Origin of the sequence: Oryzibacillus soli (assembly GCF_051594765.1) — a bacterium.
Classification (GTDB): Bacteria; Bacillota; Bacilli; order Paenibacillales; family NBRC-103111; genus Paenibacillus_AR.
In genome coordinates this window covers 47601-64268 of sequence record NZ_JBPPGJ010000027.1, presented here as the reverse complement: position 1 = coordinate 64268, position 16668 = coordinate 47601, and the positions used below count along the sequence as shown (strand labels likewise).

The following is a 16668-nucleotide window of genomic DNA, read 5'->3' as shown; positions in this document are numbered from 1 at the left end:
AAAACTGGGGACAAATGCTGCTGCAACTGTCTGTCTTTTTCCCGGATCGGGTCGGTCAACATTTACGCTAGACAGGCCAACTCCCCCTCCCCGGGGGAGTTCCCTATAAATGAGTTTACACAAAATTCTTGACAGACCCCGGATAACCAGTCCAGAATTAAATACTGGTTCACCCCAGCGTTGTCCTTCAAGTTCTTCGAGGGTTTTGGTTATATCAACTTGCTTCAATGAAATGCTCCTCCCAAATGAGTCAGTTTCCGATATTTCACGAATCCTCACTGGCTTAAGGGCGCTAGCCCCGGCTCAGACGGACTTAGCCAGTGCAGGATTGTCTGTGTCTGCTAATTCCACTTCCACGAAAGGCCTCTTGCAGACCAAGGCCCGTCAGGCCCGCAGCGTGAATACGGTGTTATCGGAAGTCCACAACTTCTGCGCAAAGTCCCCCAATATTTTTTTTCAAGTGAAAAAGCAGCGATAAGAGAGTTGAGTCTCGATCGCCGCTAGTAGTTATTTATATGTCTATAGTTAATTGCCCTTCTCTTTCTTCTTCATCTTCTTCATCATTTTTCTTAATATTAAGAACACCAAAATTCCTAATATATTCTTTAAGTAATGGGTCAACAAAGGTATACACGCCTTTGTCAACCCGTGTTATTGTGTCACGATCAATAAGATTGGAAATATTCGTGCTAAATTGATTCTGTTCGTAACCAATATACTTAGAGATATAGTCTAATGGGACATAAGCTCCATCATATGATGCCATAGCCTCAAGTATTTGTTGATACTTTCCATACCCTGCCCTTTGAAGCAATGACCGCAATTTATTCCTTCTTACATCTGTAACTACTTTAATTTTGGCATTTTCAAAGTCCAATTCTGTCAAGTGCTCGTCTTCACTTACCGACAACATCTCACTCCCAAGTATATGTACTGGTTCAGGAAAACCGACTGCCAAGTCATTTACACAATTCAGTACTTTAGGTTCAAATGAAAATCCCGCTTTTCCAAATCCAGCTGTCAGAATAGAGGAAGTTTCCTCCAATGTTAAGCGTGGGATTGGAACATCACGAAATGTACGAAAAATTGAACCATGGTCTTCCTCAAGTTTTTGTACCGCACCAGTAATGCCCGCACAAAAAAAAGATATTTTTTTCATTCCTTCCCTATTCAACTTCTCCGTACAAAGTTTGAAGAAAGTGGCTATTCCAGAGTCAGGCTTTACCCGATCCAACTCGTCAATGAACAAAATTATGCCTTGTTTTTTATTTTCAGTTACTGCTTTGTAACTTGTTTCGAGTTTCTCACAAAAATAGTTTACCAAGTCAGCTATTGTCTTCTCTCTTCCCTCTTTGCCATTTACTTTCACACCGTAAATATCTAGCTCTAAATTAAATTTTCCAAAAAATCTTTTTATGCTACTCTCCAGGTCTCTCAGTAGACCGTGCACAATATGTTCAGAAGATTGGTCATAGTTGGCGTCATGCCATGCAACAATATAGTTGTACACCTCGAACCCTAAATCAATTTTCAACTTATCAGCTAATCGATTATCACCAGTTGCAAGCAATTTGGTTTGAAGAAGTAATGAACTCTTCCCCATACCTCTATCACCGGTGATTATAGTATGTTTTGGGTTATCATTTGCCGTTTGGAATAGAGAGTCTACAACTTCGTCTACTTGTGACTCTCTTCCCGAAAAACGATTAGGATCGTCAACAGGCCTATTAGGAAAAAATGGATCAACAAACCGTCTCTTTGCCATTTAATAACGCTCCCTGTTAAATAAGTTACCATTTTCAGAATACACTTCTCGAGCCAATAATGTAAATACTTGTTTTATAGCTCTTTGCGGATTTTCGATAACTACCAATTTGCGAATTTCGCAGAATCAATATCCTATTTCGTTAAGCTATTGGTCTTTCCAATTATAAGGCCACCGTGGAGACTTTCCCTTAATCAACTACGTATAGTAACCGCCCTTTTCAGGATATTCGTTATGCGCAAGGTAATATTTATAGATCTTACTAAACACACGATTCGCTGCTGCTTGTGACTGGTTCTTATTCTTCAGTATCACCAGTTCAGAGATGGGTGTGTCCAATGAAATATCGCCATTTATCAATCTCGGCAGATCAACCTCGAATAATCCGTCAAGCTCCTTCAGGCATTCGCCAAATCGATACTCTGCGACAGTCCCTCTTACTCTCACCAGCTCAAAGTTCAAACAGATGGCCATCTGTTAAGCCTCCAGATGCCGGGCATCGTTGTATTTGATAAGAGACCAAGATCTGTCTTCGTGCTGCGCCCAGTGCGTAAGGGACGTCTGGATGGTTTGAAACCCAACCCTTGGCATCTCAAAGGCGTTTAACCCGAAGAAATACTGGAACGTGCAATCGATTACTCCACCGTGACAGACGATTGCAATGGTTTTGCCAGCGTGTTGGAGACACACTCGATTAAGGGCCGTACCAAAATTGACCGGGACGCATCTCCTGGAACTCATTTCCCCTGTTCGAACCAGCCGATCCCTCAGCTTCCTTGCCTGCGCCACGCCCGTCTCCGTTAATCCGTAGTCGTTCACGATTCCATTCTTGATCATACAAGCCTCGCCATGTCTGATGAGGTACAGCTGCGTCATGGGTTTCATCCCCCTTATCCTCTTACGCCTTCCGAGCAGAGGTTGAGTAGAATACATCACTATGCATATGCTTGATGGTGTCCCAGTTGCTAGGATTGGTCTTGTCTGGGCAGCGGTGCTCGAGAATGGCCTGATAGAGGTCCGTTTTTTGCTCCAAATGGGCAACGTGCCGTTTGGCCTCTTCGAGCTTCGCGAGCGCCTCCTTCTTATGCTGCATCATGAGTGCGAAGCGTTGCGGAATAGTCGAATCCCCTTCGAGACAGAGATCGACGTACGTTTTAATCCGTTCAATCGACATACCGGATTGCTTGAGGCATTTGACGCCATGCAGCCAGTTGATCGATTCTTCGTCGAACATCCGGATATTATTCGCATTGCGCTGTACGCTTGGCACCAGACCCTTATCCGTGTAAAAGCGCACGGCGTGCTCAGTAAGCCCCGTCATCAGAGCGGCTTCTTTGACCGTATGCATGGGACATCCTCCTCGGGAACATTTATTTATAAAGCGGCTTGACTTCGTGTAACACGAAGGTACTAAGCTCAGAGTAACGCAAATGGGTTGTAAATGGAATCCTTTTGCTGTTAATCATTTGAACACAGGGAGGAAGGTCCATGCAAACCGTAACTTTAAACAATGGGGTGAAGATGCCGATTATCGGCTTCGGGGTTTACCAGGTTCCCGATGCGGATGAATGTGAGAACGCCGTATATGAAGCCCTGATGGCGGGTTACCGACTAATCGATACGGCCGCCGGTTATCTGAATGAGGAAGCGGTCGGCCGCGCGATCAAGCGGAGCGGTGTACCGCGGGAGGAGCTGTTCATCACGACCAAGCTCTGGGTTCAGGATGCCGGCTACGAGAGCGCCAAGCTGGCGTTCGCCAAGTCTCTCCGGAAACTGCAGCTCGACTATCTCGACCTGTATCTGATTCATCAGCCGTTCGGCGATTACTACGGCGCTTGGCGTGCGATGGAAGACCTGTACCGCGAAGGCAAAATCCGGGCGATCGGGGTCAGCAACTTCCTGCCCGACCGTCTGATGGACCTGATCGTGCATAACGAAATCGTGCCCGCCGTCAATCAGATCGAGACACACCCGTTCTACCACCAGATCGAGAGCGCCGCCTTTATGAAGGAGCAGGGGGTCCAGCACCAATCGTGGGCTCCGTTCGCCGAAGGACGGAACAACATGTTCGGTAACGAAGTGCTGGCCTCGATTGCAGAGAAACACAACAAATCCGTCGCCCAAGTCATCCTTCGTTGGCTGGTTCAACGCGAAGTCGTTGTCATTCCGAAGTCGGTGAAGAAAGAACGGATCATCGAAAACATCAACATTTTCGATTTTCAATTGAGTCTGGAAGATATCCAACAAATTGCTACCCTTGATACGCGGGAAAGTCTCTTCTTATCGTACCGCGATCCGGAAGTCGCCAAGATGATGGGCAATTGGAGAGTAGAATTATAAGCAAAAAAAGGACGGTCCCCCCTAAGGAGACCGTCCTTTTCTCGTGCTCTTATGGAGCCTGACGCAGATTCGGGATCACCTCCGCCGCTGCCGTTATCCTTTGACAGAACCGGCCGTGACCTGCATAAACGACTTGTTCGCCGCCATATACACCAGCAGCATGGGCAGAATGGACAGGCAGGCGCCGGCCATCATGAGATGGATCTGCATGGCGGCCGAGGAGCCGTAGCGCAGGTTGGCCAGACCGACCGTCAGCGTCTGCAGCTTCGGATTCGTCATCGTGAACACGAGAGGCAGGATGAATTCGTTCCAGGCCTGACGGAAGGCGAATAGGCCGGCAACCCCCAGCCCCGGAGTCAACAGAGGCAGGATGATGGTGAAGAAGCTCCGGGTGAAGCTGGAGCCGTCGATCATCGCCGCTTCATCCAGCTCGCGGGGAATGGACTTGAAGAAGCTGAGCAGGATGAAGAAGGTGCTGGAATGGGCGGCGATCAGGATGAGCGCCACCCCCCACAGGGTGGTGTTCAGATGCAGCTTGACCATCAGGTCGAACTGCGGGCGCAGCACCACGGCGCCTACGGAGATGAACATGGTGGAAGCCAGCATCCCCACATAGAGTGCCTTCCCCCGGAATTCCCGCCGGTCCACCACATACGCACCCATGGAGGCGACCAGCAGGTTGCCGATGGTGACGGTGACGGCCAGGAAGACGCTGTTCCACGTATAGGTGGCGAACTTGGTCTGCTTCCAGGCTTCGGCGTAGTTATGGAACCGCCACGATTCCGGCAGGAGCCCCGTGCCGCTCATCAGCTCCGCATTGCTCTTCAGGGACCCGAATACCGTCATCAGGACGGGGAACAGCGTCAGAACCGCCGTAGCCAGAAGGAAGATCCACATTACCGCGCGTCCCGTCCAGGCCACCGGCCGGAAGCCTCCCCGGTCCTTCATACCCGCTTGTTGGTTGATCATGAGAAGCACCTCCTAGAATACCTTGTTCATCCGCTTGCTGAGTGCATAATAGAGAGCGGTGATGGCGCCGACGATAAGCGCCGTGGCGAAGCCGACGGCACTGCCGTAGCCGAACTGCTGCTGAACGGGCGAGCCCGTCGATACCGGGAACAGCTGCTTGTAGAGGTACAGGTACATGACCTCCGTCTTGCCGACCGGGCCGCCCTCCGTCAGCAGCATAATGCTCTCATAGCCCTTCAGCGAAGCGATGATGGCCAGCATGATGATCATCTGCATGACCGGCGCCAGCATGGGAACTGTGATGTAGGCGAACCGCTGGTAGGAGTTGGCCCCGTCGATCGACGCGCTCTCGTACAGGTCCTGCGGAATGCTCTGCAGTCCGGCCAGGAACAGCAGCATGTAGTTCCCCACCGCCCCCCACACCGCCACCAGAACGACAGTCAGCATCGCATGCTTCGGTCCCAGCCAATCGATGGGAGCGGAGATGATGTGATACTTCAGCAGCAGCTGGTTGACCATGCCGTTGTAGGAGTTGAAGATGATATAGAAGACCACGGAGATGACCGAGGTACTGATGACCGTCGGCATAAAATAGATGGCCCGCAGCAGATTGCGGCCCCGCAGCTTGCCGTTCAGAAGCACGGCCAGGAGCAGCGACAGCGGGATGGTCAGGAGCAGCTTGCCGCCTGCGAAGATGAAGGTATTCTTGACGGAGTCCCAGAACAGCGTATCTCTTAACAGCCGCCGGAAGTTATCCAGTCCGACGAACAGCTCCTGGCCGTATCCGGCATAATCGTAGAACATGTAGCGCAGCACCCAGACGAGTGGGTATATGCCCAGGGTCAGCGTCAGGATGACGCTGGGAATCAGGAAGGTCGTATTTTCCCTGAAGCGGGTCCATTTGGACATTGGTGCCGCCTCCTTTTTTAGTCATATTAGTATAATATGGAACTTATTTTCTGTTTTGGGTGTGAAAAAGGGAGCCTTCGTCAGAAACTCACCAAAGGCCCCCCTGTCCTGCCTTATTATTTGCCCATCAGCTGGCTCGGATCGAAGCCCGGATTCGGCGCTACTTTCACATCGCCCTTCTCGACAGCCTTGCCCAACGCCGCGTTGTAGCGGGTGTTCAAATCATCCACGATCTTCTTCAGGTCTCCGCCTTGCAGCATGTACTTAAAGAATGCGTCGCCGTAGTTGGCGCCTTCCGGGGTTACGTTCGGAGTGGTCGGCCACAGCGAGTCCGTCTTGGTGACGAGGAACCCGTCGATGCCCGGAATCTCCGGCTTCTTCACTTTCTCTGCGATGCTCGGAACCACGGCAATGCCGAAGCCCTTCTCATGGTAGGTGGTCAGAATGTCGTCACCGTACATGAACTGCATGAATTTCCAAGCGGCGTCCTTGTTCTTGGAGTTATTGCTGATGCCCAGCCAGGTGCCGGCGGATACGATCTCCGAGGTGCCCAGCTGCTTGCCGGTCAGCGTCGGCGCATAGGCGCCCGCCCACTTGATCTTGGTGGGGAACTGATCCTTGTACACGCCCGGCTCGGTGGAGAAGCTCAGGTACATGCCGATCTTGCCGGCGGCGAATTGAGCGCGCAGCGGGTCGATGTCCAGCGTCTCGGCGCCCGGCATGATGCTGCCGTCCGCATACATCTTCTTGAAGTATTCGATGGCTTGGCCATACGGTGCGAAGTCGAACTTGCCGGTCTTCAGATCGAAGCCCAGGCCTTGGTAGCCGCTCAGCGACAGAATCTCGCGGATGGAGCGGTCGAAGGCGCCCTTCGGATTCTTGAAGTTCAAGGCGAAACCATAGACGCCTTCCTTCTTGCCCATGTCGGTGATCTTCTTCGCGTCATCCACCATCTCCTGAAGGGAAGCCGGGGGATTCTTAATGCCCGCCTTCTCGAACAGCTCCTGGTTGTAGACCAGTCTCAAGGTCAGTCCGGTATTCGGAAGGGAGTAGAGCTTGCCGTCGAAGCGGTTCACCCCGTCGAGCAGGACGGAGGAGAATTTCTTCTTCAGATCCTCGTTCAGATAGGAGTCGATGGGAGCCAGATAGCCTTTCTTGAAGAAGGTCTCCGTGTTGGCGCTCTTCAAGCGGAGCACGTCCGGCGCCTGGTTGCTGGCGAAGGCGATGTCGACGCTCTGATTGTAGTTCTCGGACATCACGGTATATTCGACTTCGATATTATCCTTGTTGGTGCTGTTGAACTTGGTCACCAGCTCCTTAATGTATTCCTGGTCATGACGGTCGTCCGTCCAGTATTTGATGGTGACTTTCTTGGCCGCTTGAGCAGGTGTTGCCGACGCTCCGGCAGTCCCGGCTGCGTCCTTCTTGGTGTCATCGGCACTGCCGCCGCAGCCGGCCAAGCTGGCCGCCAGAGTAAGGCCCAATCCGGCATTCACGATTTTTCTCCACATCATCGCTTATCCCCTTTTGTCGAATTATGCTTCTTCTTTATTGTAAGGCAGGCCGGCCGGAAAGGGAGTGCGGTAAGATGACTCTCGAGGGAGGCGATCATACGGTCTTGCTACGGATTCGGCGTCTCCGGATGGTAGCTGGCCCGGAATTCGGAAGGCGTCATCCCGGTCACCTTCTTGAACATGTCGCTGAAGTACCGGCGCTCCTCATACCCCACCGCCGCGGCCACCTCCTGCACGGGCATGCCCCCGACCAGGAGCTGCTTGGCCTTGTTGATCCGTTCGCCGGTCACATACTGAGTCAGCGTCACGCCGGTCACTTTCTTGAAGAGGCTCGAGTAATAGCTGGGGCTCAGGTGTACATGGGCGGCGCACTCCGTGACGGTAATCTCCCGGTCCAGCTGGCTCTTCACGTAATCCAGCGACTTGTAGATGACCGCCTGACCCTCCGACAGCGTGTTCCGGCCCACCAGCTCCGTGCCCTCCCGGCACAGCGTCAGAAGCAGCTGCTCCAGGCCGGACAGGGTCAAGCCCGAGGCGCCGCGCATGGACTTGTACCGTTCGACGAGCGGCTGGATGGCGGAGAGGGGCACCAGCTCATAGAAGGTCCGGATCACCGAAGCCGCCAGCTCGTCGTACAAGCTCAGGAGATAGTCGGGGTTCGGCCGCGGAACCATGCCGTGCAGGCTCTCCGTAATCTCCCCCAGCAGCCCGGCTGCCCGGTCTCCCCGCCCGGAACGGAGCACCAGGAGCAGCTCGTCCTTCCGGTCCAGTGTCAAGGGCTCCTGCCGGTTGGCGCCCGGAATCTCCTCGTAATCGATGGCGCCGTTGCCTTCGGTGAACAGGTGGTATACGAGGGCCCGCTCCGCCTGCCGGTAGGAATCCGGCAGCCCTTCGATGGTCTCCGCCCGGCCTCCCACCCCGACGGATACGGTAAATTTCGTATACCGCCCGATATTATGGCACAGAGCCTCCGCGACCTGGATGGCCTTGACGGGGGCCGGATCGTTCAGAACCGCCACGAACCGGTTGTGCATGGCGCGGAAGACGACACAGGGCGTATACCCGCAGATGGTCTCATGCGCAATGTTCTGCACGGAGAAGCGGATCAGCTCCACCTCATGGACGGAGAGGGCGTCCGCCTGCTCCTGGAAGCCGTCGATCTCCATCAGCATGACCCCAAGTCCCCGGGGGTTCAGGTCGATCTTCAGGAAGTCCCACCGCTTGGCCGCCTGCTCCCAGCGGGTCCGGTGCTGAATCAGGAGCGCCATATACTCCTGCCGCAGCAGAGGCATGCTCTCCCGCAGCTTCAGCTCCATCTCGCGCACGTTCAGAAGCCGCTCCCGCTCCCGGCCGATCTCCTCCTTGGCCCGCAGGACAGCGTCCAGGATCTCCTCCTCGGTGAAGGGCTTGACGACAAAATCAAAGGCGCCGAGCTGCACCGCCTCCTTGGCATATTCGAAATCGGTGTATCCGCTGATCAGGATCACCTTGCAGCTGAGCGCAAGCTCCTGGATGGCATGCAGCATGGTCAATCCGTCCATGATCGGCATCCGGATGTCCGTAATGATGAGCTCCGGCTTCACCCGCCGGACCAGCTCCAGTCCGTCCTGGCCGTTCGCCGATGTACCGGCCAGCTCCACGCCGCAGGCGTGCCAGTCGATGGCGGTCAATCCGTCCACTACGCTCCGGATGTCGTCGATGATGCACAGCTTGATACGTTCCTCGTTATTCATCGGATGGAACTCCTTTCAAGGGGATGCGGATCCGTACGGTGGTTCCTTCATCCGGCACGCTCTCCATGGTGAGGCCGGCCTTCCCGCCGTAGTACAGCTGGAGCCGGCTGTTCAGGTTGCCGATGGCGTAGCCGCCGCTCTGCTCGTGGCCGTCCGCCCGGACCAAGGCCTGCAGCGGCCCCGCCTCCATCCCCCTCCCGTTGTCCGTGACCCGGATGACGCAGACCTTCCGTTCCTGGTCCATACCGGCCTCGATCTCGATCCGGCCGCCGCTCTCCATGCTGCGGAAGCCGTGCAGGATGCTGTTCTCCACCAAGGGCTGGAGCATGATGCGCGGGAGGGAGAGCTGGAGCAGCTCCTCCTGCTGCACCGAGATCTCGTACTCGAACAGATTCTCATAGGAGTAGGTCTGCAGCTCCAGGTACTGCCGCACATGTTCCAGCTCCTTCTTCAGGGTGGTGATCTCATTGCCCTTGTTCAGGCCCAGCTGGAACAGACGGGACAGGGCCACCACCATCTTCTGCGATGGATCCACCTGCTTGAGCTTCAGCTTCCAGTAGATCGTGTTCAGCGTATTGTAGAGAAAGTGGGGGTCCATCTGCGCCGACAAGGACTTGATCTCCGCGGCGCGCTTCGTCGTCTCGGCCATCTTCACCTCGTCGATCAAGAGCACGATCTGGTCCAGCATCCGGTTGAAGCGGAAGCCGACCTGGGACAGCTCGTCCTGGTTCCGGCTTGCATAACGCACCGTCAGATCATTGCCCTCCACCCGCTTCATGACCAGCAGCAGCGCCTGAAGCGGCCGCAGGAGATAGGTGGTGAAGCCCCCCGATACGGCGGAGGTGACCAGGAAGCAGCCGGCCGTGATCCAGAGCATCATCCACTTGATGTAGATCATGTCCCGGAGCACGTAGTCCTTCGATTGGACCGCCACCATGGTCCAGTCCGCCGTTGCCAGATGGGCGTAATTCAGGAGATACGTCCGGGAGTCCAGCACATAGGAGTCGTTCCCGGAGGAGCCCCCTTCGATCAGCCGCGCCAGCTGTCCGCTGCCTAGAGCCCGGGCCGCCAGTTCGTCCTGCGCATCATAGACCGGCTTGGCGTCCCGCCCCAACAGGAGACGCGACGACCCGCCGTCGTTCCCGGTCTCCGGGCTTACCAGCTTGTGCAGCCCTTCCTCTCGGATATTGACCACCACGTACACGTCCCGGATCGGAACGTCATAGATCGGCTCCAGAATCAGCGAGACCACCCGGTGCTTGCCGGAGAACAGCTGATCCTCGTGCCCCTCCACCCATACGTTGCGCTTCTCCCGAAGCACCCGCTCATACAGCGGCGTATCGAAGAAGGATTGCTGCCGGTTCCGGTTCAGCGTCAATGGATAGAATTCGCCCATCGGCGTGGAGATGAAGATGGAATCGATCAGGGGCTCCGCCATGCGGGCCTGGGAGAAGACGTTGTCCAAATTGTTCAGATGCGTGTAGTACCGGCTCGTCTCCCCGTTGGCCACGTCCTTCAGCATGTCGTGGAACGGCTGGCTGATCATGAACGTCATCATGACCAGCATCAGCTTGTTCAGCTTCTCGTCCACAATCCGGGCGGAGGTCACGACCGTATCCTGGGTCAGATTCATGGCATTCTTCTCCAGAATGGAAGCGGTAATCCCATAGGCCAAACTGCCCGTGATCAGGATCGAGAGGATCGTCACGGTAAGAAACGCCACCTTCAATTTATTGCGGAACGAAAGCTTGCTGATGTCGGACAACCGCATCACTTCCTGACCGTTAGAATGTATCTCGATTATGTCATGCAGCCGCACCATTCGACAATCACCCAGCCGCATCACAGTGGATCCACCGCACCCACACCGTGGGATTACCGCCTGTACAGCGCCTGATCCCTGGGGCGCCCCTTTTACCTGCATGAAGGAGATGCCTTCTCCATGACCGCAAGCCGGCGCAACGAGCTGCGGCTGCCCCAGCGCCGCTAACAAAAAAGACCGGAGGCACGCTTCATGCGCCTCCGGTCTTTTCCAAGAACAATGGGATACGGTTGTTTCTTCTTAGATCAGAATATTCGTAACGAGCCACTCAGCCAACCCTTTATTCTTCGTACCCTCTCTTCCTCATGCTTCTTGCCACTCCAAATGAGCTGGTTTAATTCATGCTCGAGTTGATAGATGGTTAGGCGTTTTTCAATATGGGGCACATTCATGACCACTCCAAGATTTTCAACAATAGTTCTCAGAAGTAATCCATACGTATTGCCTGGCGTTGGCGGATAAATGCACCAATGAAACAGATGTGCCAATTCAAAGTCCGCTTCACCGAATTGCGAGCATTCCCAATCGATTACTCCGGCCAATCTGCCTTCATGCACAATGATATTTTTGGGATGAAGATCATTATGCAATAGCTTAGGTCCCGTCTGGTAGTCCAAGCAATTTATATTGGAATAGAGGTAATCAAAGGCCGCTGAAATGATTTTTTCACTTATTAACGGTGGCTTCATCTCCGATAGACCTTTATGCAGCACATGGATGTACTCAAGATGTCCATCCTTCCATGACCGTTTATACCTCGGAACGGTTGCAATATAGTGGCCGATATCATAAGAAGAGTCCGTTATCGAATGTAATTCCGTTAGAAATTGAACAAGATCCTGTCCGATAAGAATGTTTTGTTCATCCGTCAATTTCTGTAGGACACTCCACAAATCGTTGCCTTGCACATACTCCGTAATCAAATAATAGTATTCTCGATCTGACGCATGAAAGGACCCGGATGAATGAATTTTGGGTACATATGAGACCAACTTTACTCGGTCCTGCTTGATTTGAACGTCCAGCGCGGGTTTAGATATTCTCAAGACATACTTATTGTCTAATAAATAAGCTATCATTCGGTCATTCTTTTGGTATAGCTCTAGCACACTCGGTGAGATATTCCGGGTCTTTAACACTTCGTATATTACCTTTATTGGCAAATCAGTAGTGTCCGGGCACATATGCATCCTCCTCTAGCTCCACATAACACTTCCATACATCATATCCTACCGAGCTGTTTACAAAGGAGGAATTTTTCATTTAAAAAGTTTATTCTTAGCGGCGAGTGCCGTATTAACAACTTCATTCTTCAAATGGGAAAAGCCCCGCCTGCACCTTCCGGTGCAACGCGGGGCCCTCTATGTTGGACAATCCGGTTAATGATAGACCTCAATGGCCTGCTTCAGCGTCCCCATGGTTTCCGCCTTATCGTTCAGCGTAATCCCTAGCTCCACCATCGTGTTGGTGATCTCCGGACGAATGCCGGTGATGACGGCCTTGCAGCCCTGGATGGCGATGCCGTTGACGATCTTGAACAGATGGGATACGACGGCCGTGTCCATGTAAGCTACGCCCGACAGGTCGATGATGAGCCGCTTGAGCTTCAGCTCGTAGATCTTGACCAGCACGTCCTCCTGGATCTTCTTCGCCCGAAGTGTGTCCATGGTTCCAACAATAGGCAGGATCGCCATCGCATCGGACAAGGGAATGACCGGCACGGTCAGATCCTGGATCACCTCCCGCTGGGACTGCAGCAGCTCCTGCTTGTATTCTGAGAAGCTGGAGGAGAAGTGATTCAGGTAGGAGTCCAGATTGTAATTGACCGAACGCTCCAGGTTGAAGAACTCGTCCTGCTCCATCCGGTTGTCCGTATGGTAGGTATAGAGGAAATTCCAATACAAGGAGCGGAGCATCTGGATCCATTCCAGCTTCAGAATCAGGTCCAGCTCATGCTTGGCCCAATTGCGCCCATGCTCCTTGGCGTGCATGATCATGGCATGCTCGTTGCCGTCGATCAGCATATTGGCAATGGTCTGAGCCGACTGCAGGATATACTCCACACTCAAGCTGCTGGCGGCTTGGACCGCATCCAGCAGGTCCTTGCCCTGGGAGGCCAGCATCTCTGCGAATTGCTGCTTGTTCTCCGCGAAAAATTGGCTGAAATCCTGCTTCTCCCGGGTCGAAAGATTCAACTTAACCACTCCGATCTGTCTGGTCTGCGCAATGGGAAATTTGATGATGAAGGTGGTGCCCTTCCCGGGCTGGCTTCTGACCCCGATGGTTCCCTGATGGTCGTACACGGTGGAGAACACCTGGGTCAAGCCCATGCCGGTGCCCGCCGATTTGGAAGTAAAGAAAGGGGTGCCCAGCAGATTCAGCTTCTCCTTCGGGATCCCGACTCCCGTATCCGAGATACTGATGATCAATTGGTCACTGCGGACGTAGTGCTTGATCGTAATCATGCCCTCGCCGATGATGGCTTCGTAAGCGTTCTTCAACAAGTTGAAGAACGCCTTCTTCAGTTGATTGCGCTTGGCGTAGATCCGCTCGTGGGTATCCGTCAGCTCCCTCACCACCGTGACATGGTGGTAGCTCTGGTCCTGGAACAGATACAGGAGAGACTCGATCTCCGTACAGATATTGATGGAGGAGTAAGGCTCGTCCTCCAGATCCGGCTTCGAGACCTGCAGCAGATTGTTCAGGGTGTCCAGCGCATGCTCCAGCTCTTCGTACGCCACATCGATATATTTGTGGGATTGCTGCTCCTTCAGAAGCTGAAGGAAGCCCTTCACCGCCGTCAGAGGATTCTTGACTTCGTGGGCAATTCCCGCCGCGATCTGCCCGATGGAAGCCAGACGGTCCAAGGTCAGATCATCCTCGCCGGCTTTGGGGAGCTTTTCCTTTCCATATGATGCCAACGATCTCCGTCCCTTCCTTGGAGGTACTGATATGAAATTCGTCCATCATCCGCTTGGCGCCTGCAAGCCCCAATCCGAGGCCCCGGCGGTTATGTGATGGTTCGCCGTGAAGGATCTCCGGAAGACGCTCAATTCCGGTCCCCCAATCCCGGACAACCAGGCGCAGACCGTGTCCGCCGATGATCTCGCAGAGGAAGGATCCGCGTCCGTCGGCATGGTCCAGCACATTGCGGGTCAGCTCCGATACTGCCACCAGCACCTTCTGCTTCTCCATCTCCGAGAAGCCCAGCTCGTTCATCAGCAGACGGGCGTAATGCAGCGCCAGGTACACATCGTTTTCCACATGGATTTCCAGCTCGTATTGTCTCATGATCGGCGGATGGCCCTCATTTTGGGAGATTCTATGAAACTATTTGTAATTATACTAAATAGCCGTTTGGCGATCCATTCCTTTGTACCCCATCGACAAAAAAAGAACCTGTCCGCTTAAATCGGACAGGCTTCTTCCTCTACTTCATTTGTCCCTGCCGCATTACCGGGTTCGGGCCATTCCCAGAGCCATATGGTCCCACAGAATATCCTCCACCCGGTCCGCCTCCGAATCTCTGCAGGTGACGATAAGGATGATTTCACCCTTCGCGCCCTTGCGGGCTTCCCGCCTGCGTTTCTTCTTCGTCTTCAAGTAGAGGATCCAATTGATCAGCACCCCCAGCACGAAGCCCAAGCCAGCCCCGGCCAGTCCCCAGACGATGGGCCCTCCCTTCCAGACGAAGCCCTTGCTGGCGCCGATGGTGCTGAACATAAAGGCGAGAATCATCCCCTTATCCATCAGAGAGATGCCGTCCGCCCGGTGGATCGTATCCATGATGCGCGCCTCTTCCTTCCGCAGCTCCAGCGGTACCGCATAGATATCCGTAATCCCCTTGACCTTCAGATCGGATATGGCGATCTCCACGAAGGAGGTCAATTCGAATGTGGCGAAGATCTGCATCCGTCCACCCTGCTTTCTACCGTGATGACCCGTCCCGGCGGCTGGAAGTGCCGCAGGAGGTAGCTTGTGAGCTCCTCGTTGAAAAGCTTGTTGTTCTCGACCGTATTCACATAAGCGTCGTAGATGGTGAACAGGTAGAAAGAGGGAATGTACAGGAGCCACTGTACCTCCAGCACGCGGGAGGAAGCTTCCCAATCCCCCAGGATCAGATAATGCAAGCCCAGCAGCAGCTGGGAGTTGGCCATCAGAACAATCGTGAAGATCAGGATGAAGACCGCGAGGACGATCCGATGCAGATAGAGTTGGCCCAGACTGGGGATGGATGCGGACCAGATGGCTGCAAGCCAGGGCTTGCGCTTGTCCAGGTAATTCACCTCCAGCGCTCCCATGGAGAAGGTGCTGTATCTCCCGTTCTCCCGGTTGGCCAGGATGAACACCTTGTTCATATCCACCGCCGTCCGGTAGCTGTCCCAGATGGAGAACAGGTAGACGGGGATATACATCATCATGAACTTGGGATCCAAGACCTCCCGCGCCGCCTCGAACTGCCCGTTAAAGGTATGGACCATGGCGGTGTTCAGATGGATCTTCTGGTTGATATACATCTCCCAGATGACCAGGGCATAACCCCGCAGGTACTTGTTCAGAAGCAAATGCCCGAAGCCGGGAAAGGCCATGGACCAGCTGGCAACTGCATATGGATTGCGAAGGTGGAGCTGCGTGGTCCCTAACAAGCTCACATAAGCTTTATAACGCCTGTTCCGGCTCTTGTTGCGGAAGTTATGGATGACGTCCCCCTCCATTCTTCGGACCTTGCATAAGTTTATCCTAGGATTCCCATGATCCCCTGAAATTATGGCCGCAACCGTCCGGTTATTCGTCCGCTCCTTCTTCGTACCATTCGGCTGGCGAGGGCATTCGCCACCAAATTGTAACAAAACAGAAGTAAGTGCTTACTTAACCGCCTTTCCAGCGCCATGATATACTAAAAGCTGGAAAGGAGTGTTCCTCATGAAGGATCTCATCTTGTCCATGCTGGACCCGGCCGTATCGGAACGGAAGCCGTCTCCCGGCAGGACCCCATCCGATACCGAATGCCGGATTCTCGCCGCCGCGCTGGAGCAATTCGCCGAGAAGGGCTACTCCGGGGCCACGACCATGGCCATTGCCAAGCGGGCCGGCGTATCGGAGAAAACCTTATTCCAGCGATTCGGGAGCAAGGAACAGCTCTTCCTCCAGACGGCGCTCCCCTCGATTCTGGAATCCATCGAGCCTCTGATCAGGCGGGAGCAGGCCCAATCCAAGGCCCAGCTTGAAGCGCCTCTGGCGGAGCAGCTGTTCCGGGTCGCCCAAGACCGGCTTCACTTCGCTCTCGAACAGCCGCACACGGTGCAGGTGCTTCTGCGCGAGCTTCTCTTGCAGACCCCTTACCGGGAAGCGGTTACAGAGCTGTGGATGAAGCGGCTTGCCCCCTCCCTCCAGGAGATGATCGCCTCCCGTCAGGCTGCGGGGGAAATCCGGGATCTTCCCGTATCCACCGTCCTTCGTACCGTGATTCCCGTCTTCATGGGCTACGCGGTGATCCGGTCCGTCCTCCATCCGGACGGGGAGTGGGAGGACAACAAGGAGCTGGAGCTTATGATCGATATTCTGCTGAACGGCTTGCTGCCGAGGTAGTCTCAACCGGAGAGGAAGTGTGGCCCT

Annotated in this window: 17 protein-coding genes; 2 read left to right on the top strand and 15 right to left on the bottom strand. The window is 54.1% G+C overall.

Going from position 1 to position 16668, the window contains the following annotated elements; genetic code table 11:
- The 5 genes from ACSEXW_RS26010 to ACSEXW_RS25990 form a co-directional block, all read right to left on the bottom strand.
- Positions 1-228: hypothetical protein (locus ACSEXW_RS26010; RefSeq protein ID WP_438449102.1), on the bottom strand; the 228-nt coding region annotated here is incomplete at its 3' end.
- A gap of 283 nt (positions 229-511) precedes the next feature.
- On the bottom strand, positions 512-1765 hold the full coding sequence (locus ACSEXW_RS26005; protein WP_438449101.1) for an AAA family ATPase: 1254 nt from the start codon (positions 1763-1765) through the stop codon (positions 512-514).
- Positions 1766-1963: 198 nt separating this feature from the next.
- The gene (locus tag ACSEXW_RS26000; RefSeq protein WP_438449100.1) at positions 1964-2239 is read right to left on the bottom strand and encodes a hypothetical protein; all 276 of its coding nucleotides are present in this window, start codon (positions 2237-2239) and stop codon (positions 1964-1966) included.
- Between the two features lie 3 nt (positions 2240-2242).
- Positions 2243-2641, bottom strand: a complete 399-nt coding sequence (locus tag ACSEXW_RS25995; protein WP_438449099.1) for a histidine phosphatase family protein — start codon at positions 2639-2641, stop codon at positions 2243-2245.
- Between the two features lie 22 nt (positions 2642-2663).
- A complete protein-coding gene (locus tag ACSEXW_RS25990) occupies positions 2664-3113 on the bottom strand; it encodes a MerR family transcriptional regulator (RefSeq protein ID WP_438449098.1) in 450 nt (149 codons plus the stop codon).
- Positions 3114-3253: 140 nt separating this feature from the next.
- On the opposite strand from ACSEXW_RS25990, the gene ACSEXW_RS25985 reads away from it, so the two are divergent.
- Positions 3254-4105 carry an aldo/keto reductase gene (locus tag ACSEXW_RS25985; protein WP_438449097.1) on the top strand — a complete coding sequence of 284 codons (852 nt, stop codon included), beginning with the start codon at positions 3254-3256 and terminating at the stop codon, positions 4103-4105.
- Between the two features lie 93 nt (positions 4106-4198).
- Here the strand turns inward: ACSEXW_RS25985 and ACSEXW_RS25980 are convergent, their stop codons facing one another.
- The 10 genes from ACSEXW_RS25980 to ACSEXW_RS25935 all read right to left on the bottom strand — a co-directional run bounded on the left by ACSEXW_RS25980 (position 4199) and on the right by ACSEXW_RS25935 (position 15704).
- Entirely contained in the window at positions 4199-5053 is an 855-nt protein-coding gene (locus ACSEXW_RS25980) for a carbohydrate ABC transporter permease (RefSeq protein ID WP_438449108.1), read from the bottom strand.
- A gap of 33 nt (positions 5054-5086) precedes the next feature.
- A complete protein-coding gene (locus tag ACSEXW_RS25975) occupies positions 5087-5983 on the bottom strand; it encodes a carbohydrate ABC transporter permease (RefSeq protein ID WP_438449096.1) in 897 nt (298 codons plus the stop codon).
- A gap of 116 nt (positions 5984-6099) precedes the next feature.
- Positions 6100-7494 (bottom strand): ABC transporter substrate-binding protein, encoded by a 1395-nt coding sequence (locus ACSEXW_RS25970; RefSeq protein WP_438449107.1) that lies wholly within the window; start codon positions 7492-7494, stop codon positions 6100-6102.
- A gap of 110 nt (positions 7495-7604) precedes the next feature.
- Positions 7605-9230 (bottom strand): helix-turn-helix domain-containing protein, encoded by a 1626-nt coding sequence (locus tag ACSEXW_RS25965; RefSeq protein ID WP_438449095.1) that lies wholly within the window; start codon positions 9228-9230, stop codon positions 7605-7607.
- Positions 9223-11001 (bottom strand): cache domain-containing sensor histidine kinase, encoded by a 1779-nt coding sequence (locus ACSEXW_RS25960; protein ID WP_438449106.1) that lies wholly within the window; start codon positions 10999-11001, stop codon positions 9223-9225. The genes ACSEXW_RS25965 and ACSEXW_RS25960 overlap by 8 nt, the downstream gene beginning before the upstream one ends.
- Positions 11002-11297: 296 nt before the next feature.
- The gene (locus ACSEXW_RS25955; RefSeq protein WP_438449105.1) at positions 11298-12131 is read right to left on the bottom strand and encodes a phosphotransferase; all 834 of its coding nucleotides are present in this window, start codon (positions 12129-12131) and stop codon (positions 11298-11300) included.
- Between the two features lie 300 nt (positions 12132-12431).
- Entirely contained in the window at positions 12432-13973 is a 1542-nt protein-coding gene (locus tag ACSEXW_RS25950) for an ATP-binding protein (protein ID WP_438449094.1), read from the bottom strand.
- Positions 13927-14343 carry an ATP-binding protein gene (locus ACSEXW_RS25945; protein WP_438449093.1) on the bottom strand — a complete coding sequence of 139 codons (417 nt, stop codon included), beginning with the start codon at positions 14341-14343 and terminating at the stop codon, positions 13927-13929. Before ACSEXW_RS25945 ends, ACSEXW_RS25950 begins: the two co-directional genes overlap by 47 nt.
- A 162-nt stretch (positions 14344-14505) precedes the next feature.
- Positions 14506-14964, bottom strand: coding sequence for a hypothetical protein (locus ACSEXW_RS25940; RefSeq protein WP_438449092.1), 459 nt, complete (start codon positions 14962-14964; stop codon positions 14506-14508).
- On the bottom strand, positions 14937-15704 hold the full coding sequence (locus ACSEXW_RS25935; RefSeq protein ID WP_438449091.1) for a hypothetical protein: 768 nt from the start codon (positions 15702-15704) through the stop codon (positions 14937-14939). The genes ACSEXW_RS25940 and ACSEXW_RS25935 overlap by 28 nt, the downstream gene beginning before the upstream one ends.
- A 271-nt stretch (positions 15705-15975) precedes the next feature.
- On the opposite strand from ACSEXW_RS25935, the gene ACSEXW_RS25930 reads away from it, so the two are divergent.
- A complete protein-coding gene (locus tag ACSEXW_RS25930) occupies positions 15976-16641 on the top strand; it encodes a TetR/AcrR family transcriptional regulator (protein WP_438449090.1) in 666 nt (221 codons plus the stop codon).
- Positions 16642-16668: the final 27 nt, after the last annotated feature.

Bases quoted from the DNA above. Each gene is read 5' to 3' on its own strand.
- ACSEXW_RS25955 (WP_438449105.1), bottom strand. From the start codon at position 12,131: ATGATAGCTTATTTATTAGACAATAAGTATGTCTTGAGAATATCTAAA.
- ACSEXW_RS25990 (WP_438449098.1), bottom strand. From the start codon at position 3,113: ATGCATACGGTCAAAGAAGCCGCTCTGATGACGGGGCTTACTGAGCAC.
- ACSEXW_RS25930 (WP_438449090.1), top strand. From the start codon at position 15,976: ATGAAGGATCTCATCTTGTCCATGCTGGACCCGGCCGTATCGGAACGG.
- ACSEXW_RS25975 (WP_438449096.1), bottom strand. From the start codon at position 5,983: ATGTCCAAATGGACCCGCTTCAGGGAAAATACGACCTTCCTGATTCCC.
- ACSEXW_RS25940 (WP_438449092.1), bottom strand. From the start codon at position 14,964: ATGCAGATCTTCGCCACATTCGAATTGACCTCCTTCGTGGAGATCGCC.
- ACSEXW_RS25980 (WP_438449108.1), bottom strand. From the start codon at position 5,053: ATGAAGGACCGGGGAGGCTTCCGGCCGGTGGCCTGGACGGGACGCGCG.
- ACSEXW_RS25985 (WP_438449097.1), top strand. From the start codon at position 3,254: ATGCAAACCGTAACTTTAAACAATGGGGTGAAGATGCCGATTATCGGC.
- ACSEXW_RS26000 (WP_438449100.1), bottom strand. From the start codon at position 2,239: ATGGCCATCTGTTTGAACTTTGAGCTGGTGAGAGTAAGAGGGACTGTC.
- ACSEXW_RS26005 (WP_438449101.1), bottom strand. From the start codon at position 1,765: ATGGCAAAGAGACGGTTTGTTGATCCATTTTTTCCTAATAGGCCTGTT.
- ACSEXW_RS25970 (WP_438449107.1), bottom strand. From the start codon at position 7,494: ATGTGGAGAAAAATCGTGAATGCCGGATTGGGCCTTACTCTGGCGGCC.
- ACSEXW_RS25945 (WP_438449093.1), bottom strand. From the start codon at position 14,343: ATGAGACAATACGAGCTGGAAATCCATGTGGAAAACGATGTGTACCTG.
- ACSEXW_RS25995 (WP_438449099.1), bottom strand. From the start codon at position 2,641: ATGACGCAGCTGTACCTCATCAGACATGGCGAGGCTTGTATGATCAAG.
- ACSEXW_RS25965 (WP_438449095.1), bottom strand. From the start codon at position 9,230: ATGAATAACGAGGAACGTATCAAGCTGTGCATCATCGACGACATCCGG.
- ACSEXW_RS25960 (WP_438449106.1), bottom strand. From the start codon at position 11,001: ATGCGGTTGTCCGACATCAGCAAGCTTTCGTTCCGCAATAAATTGAAG.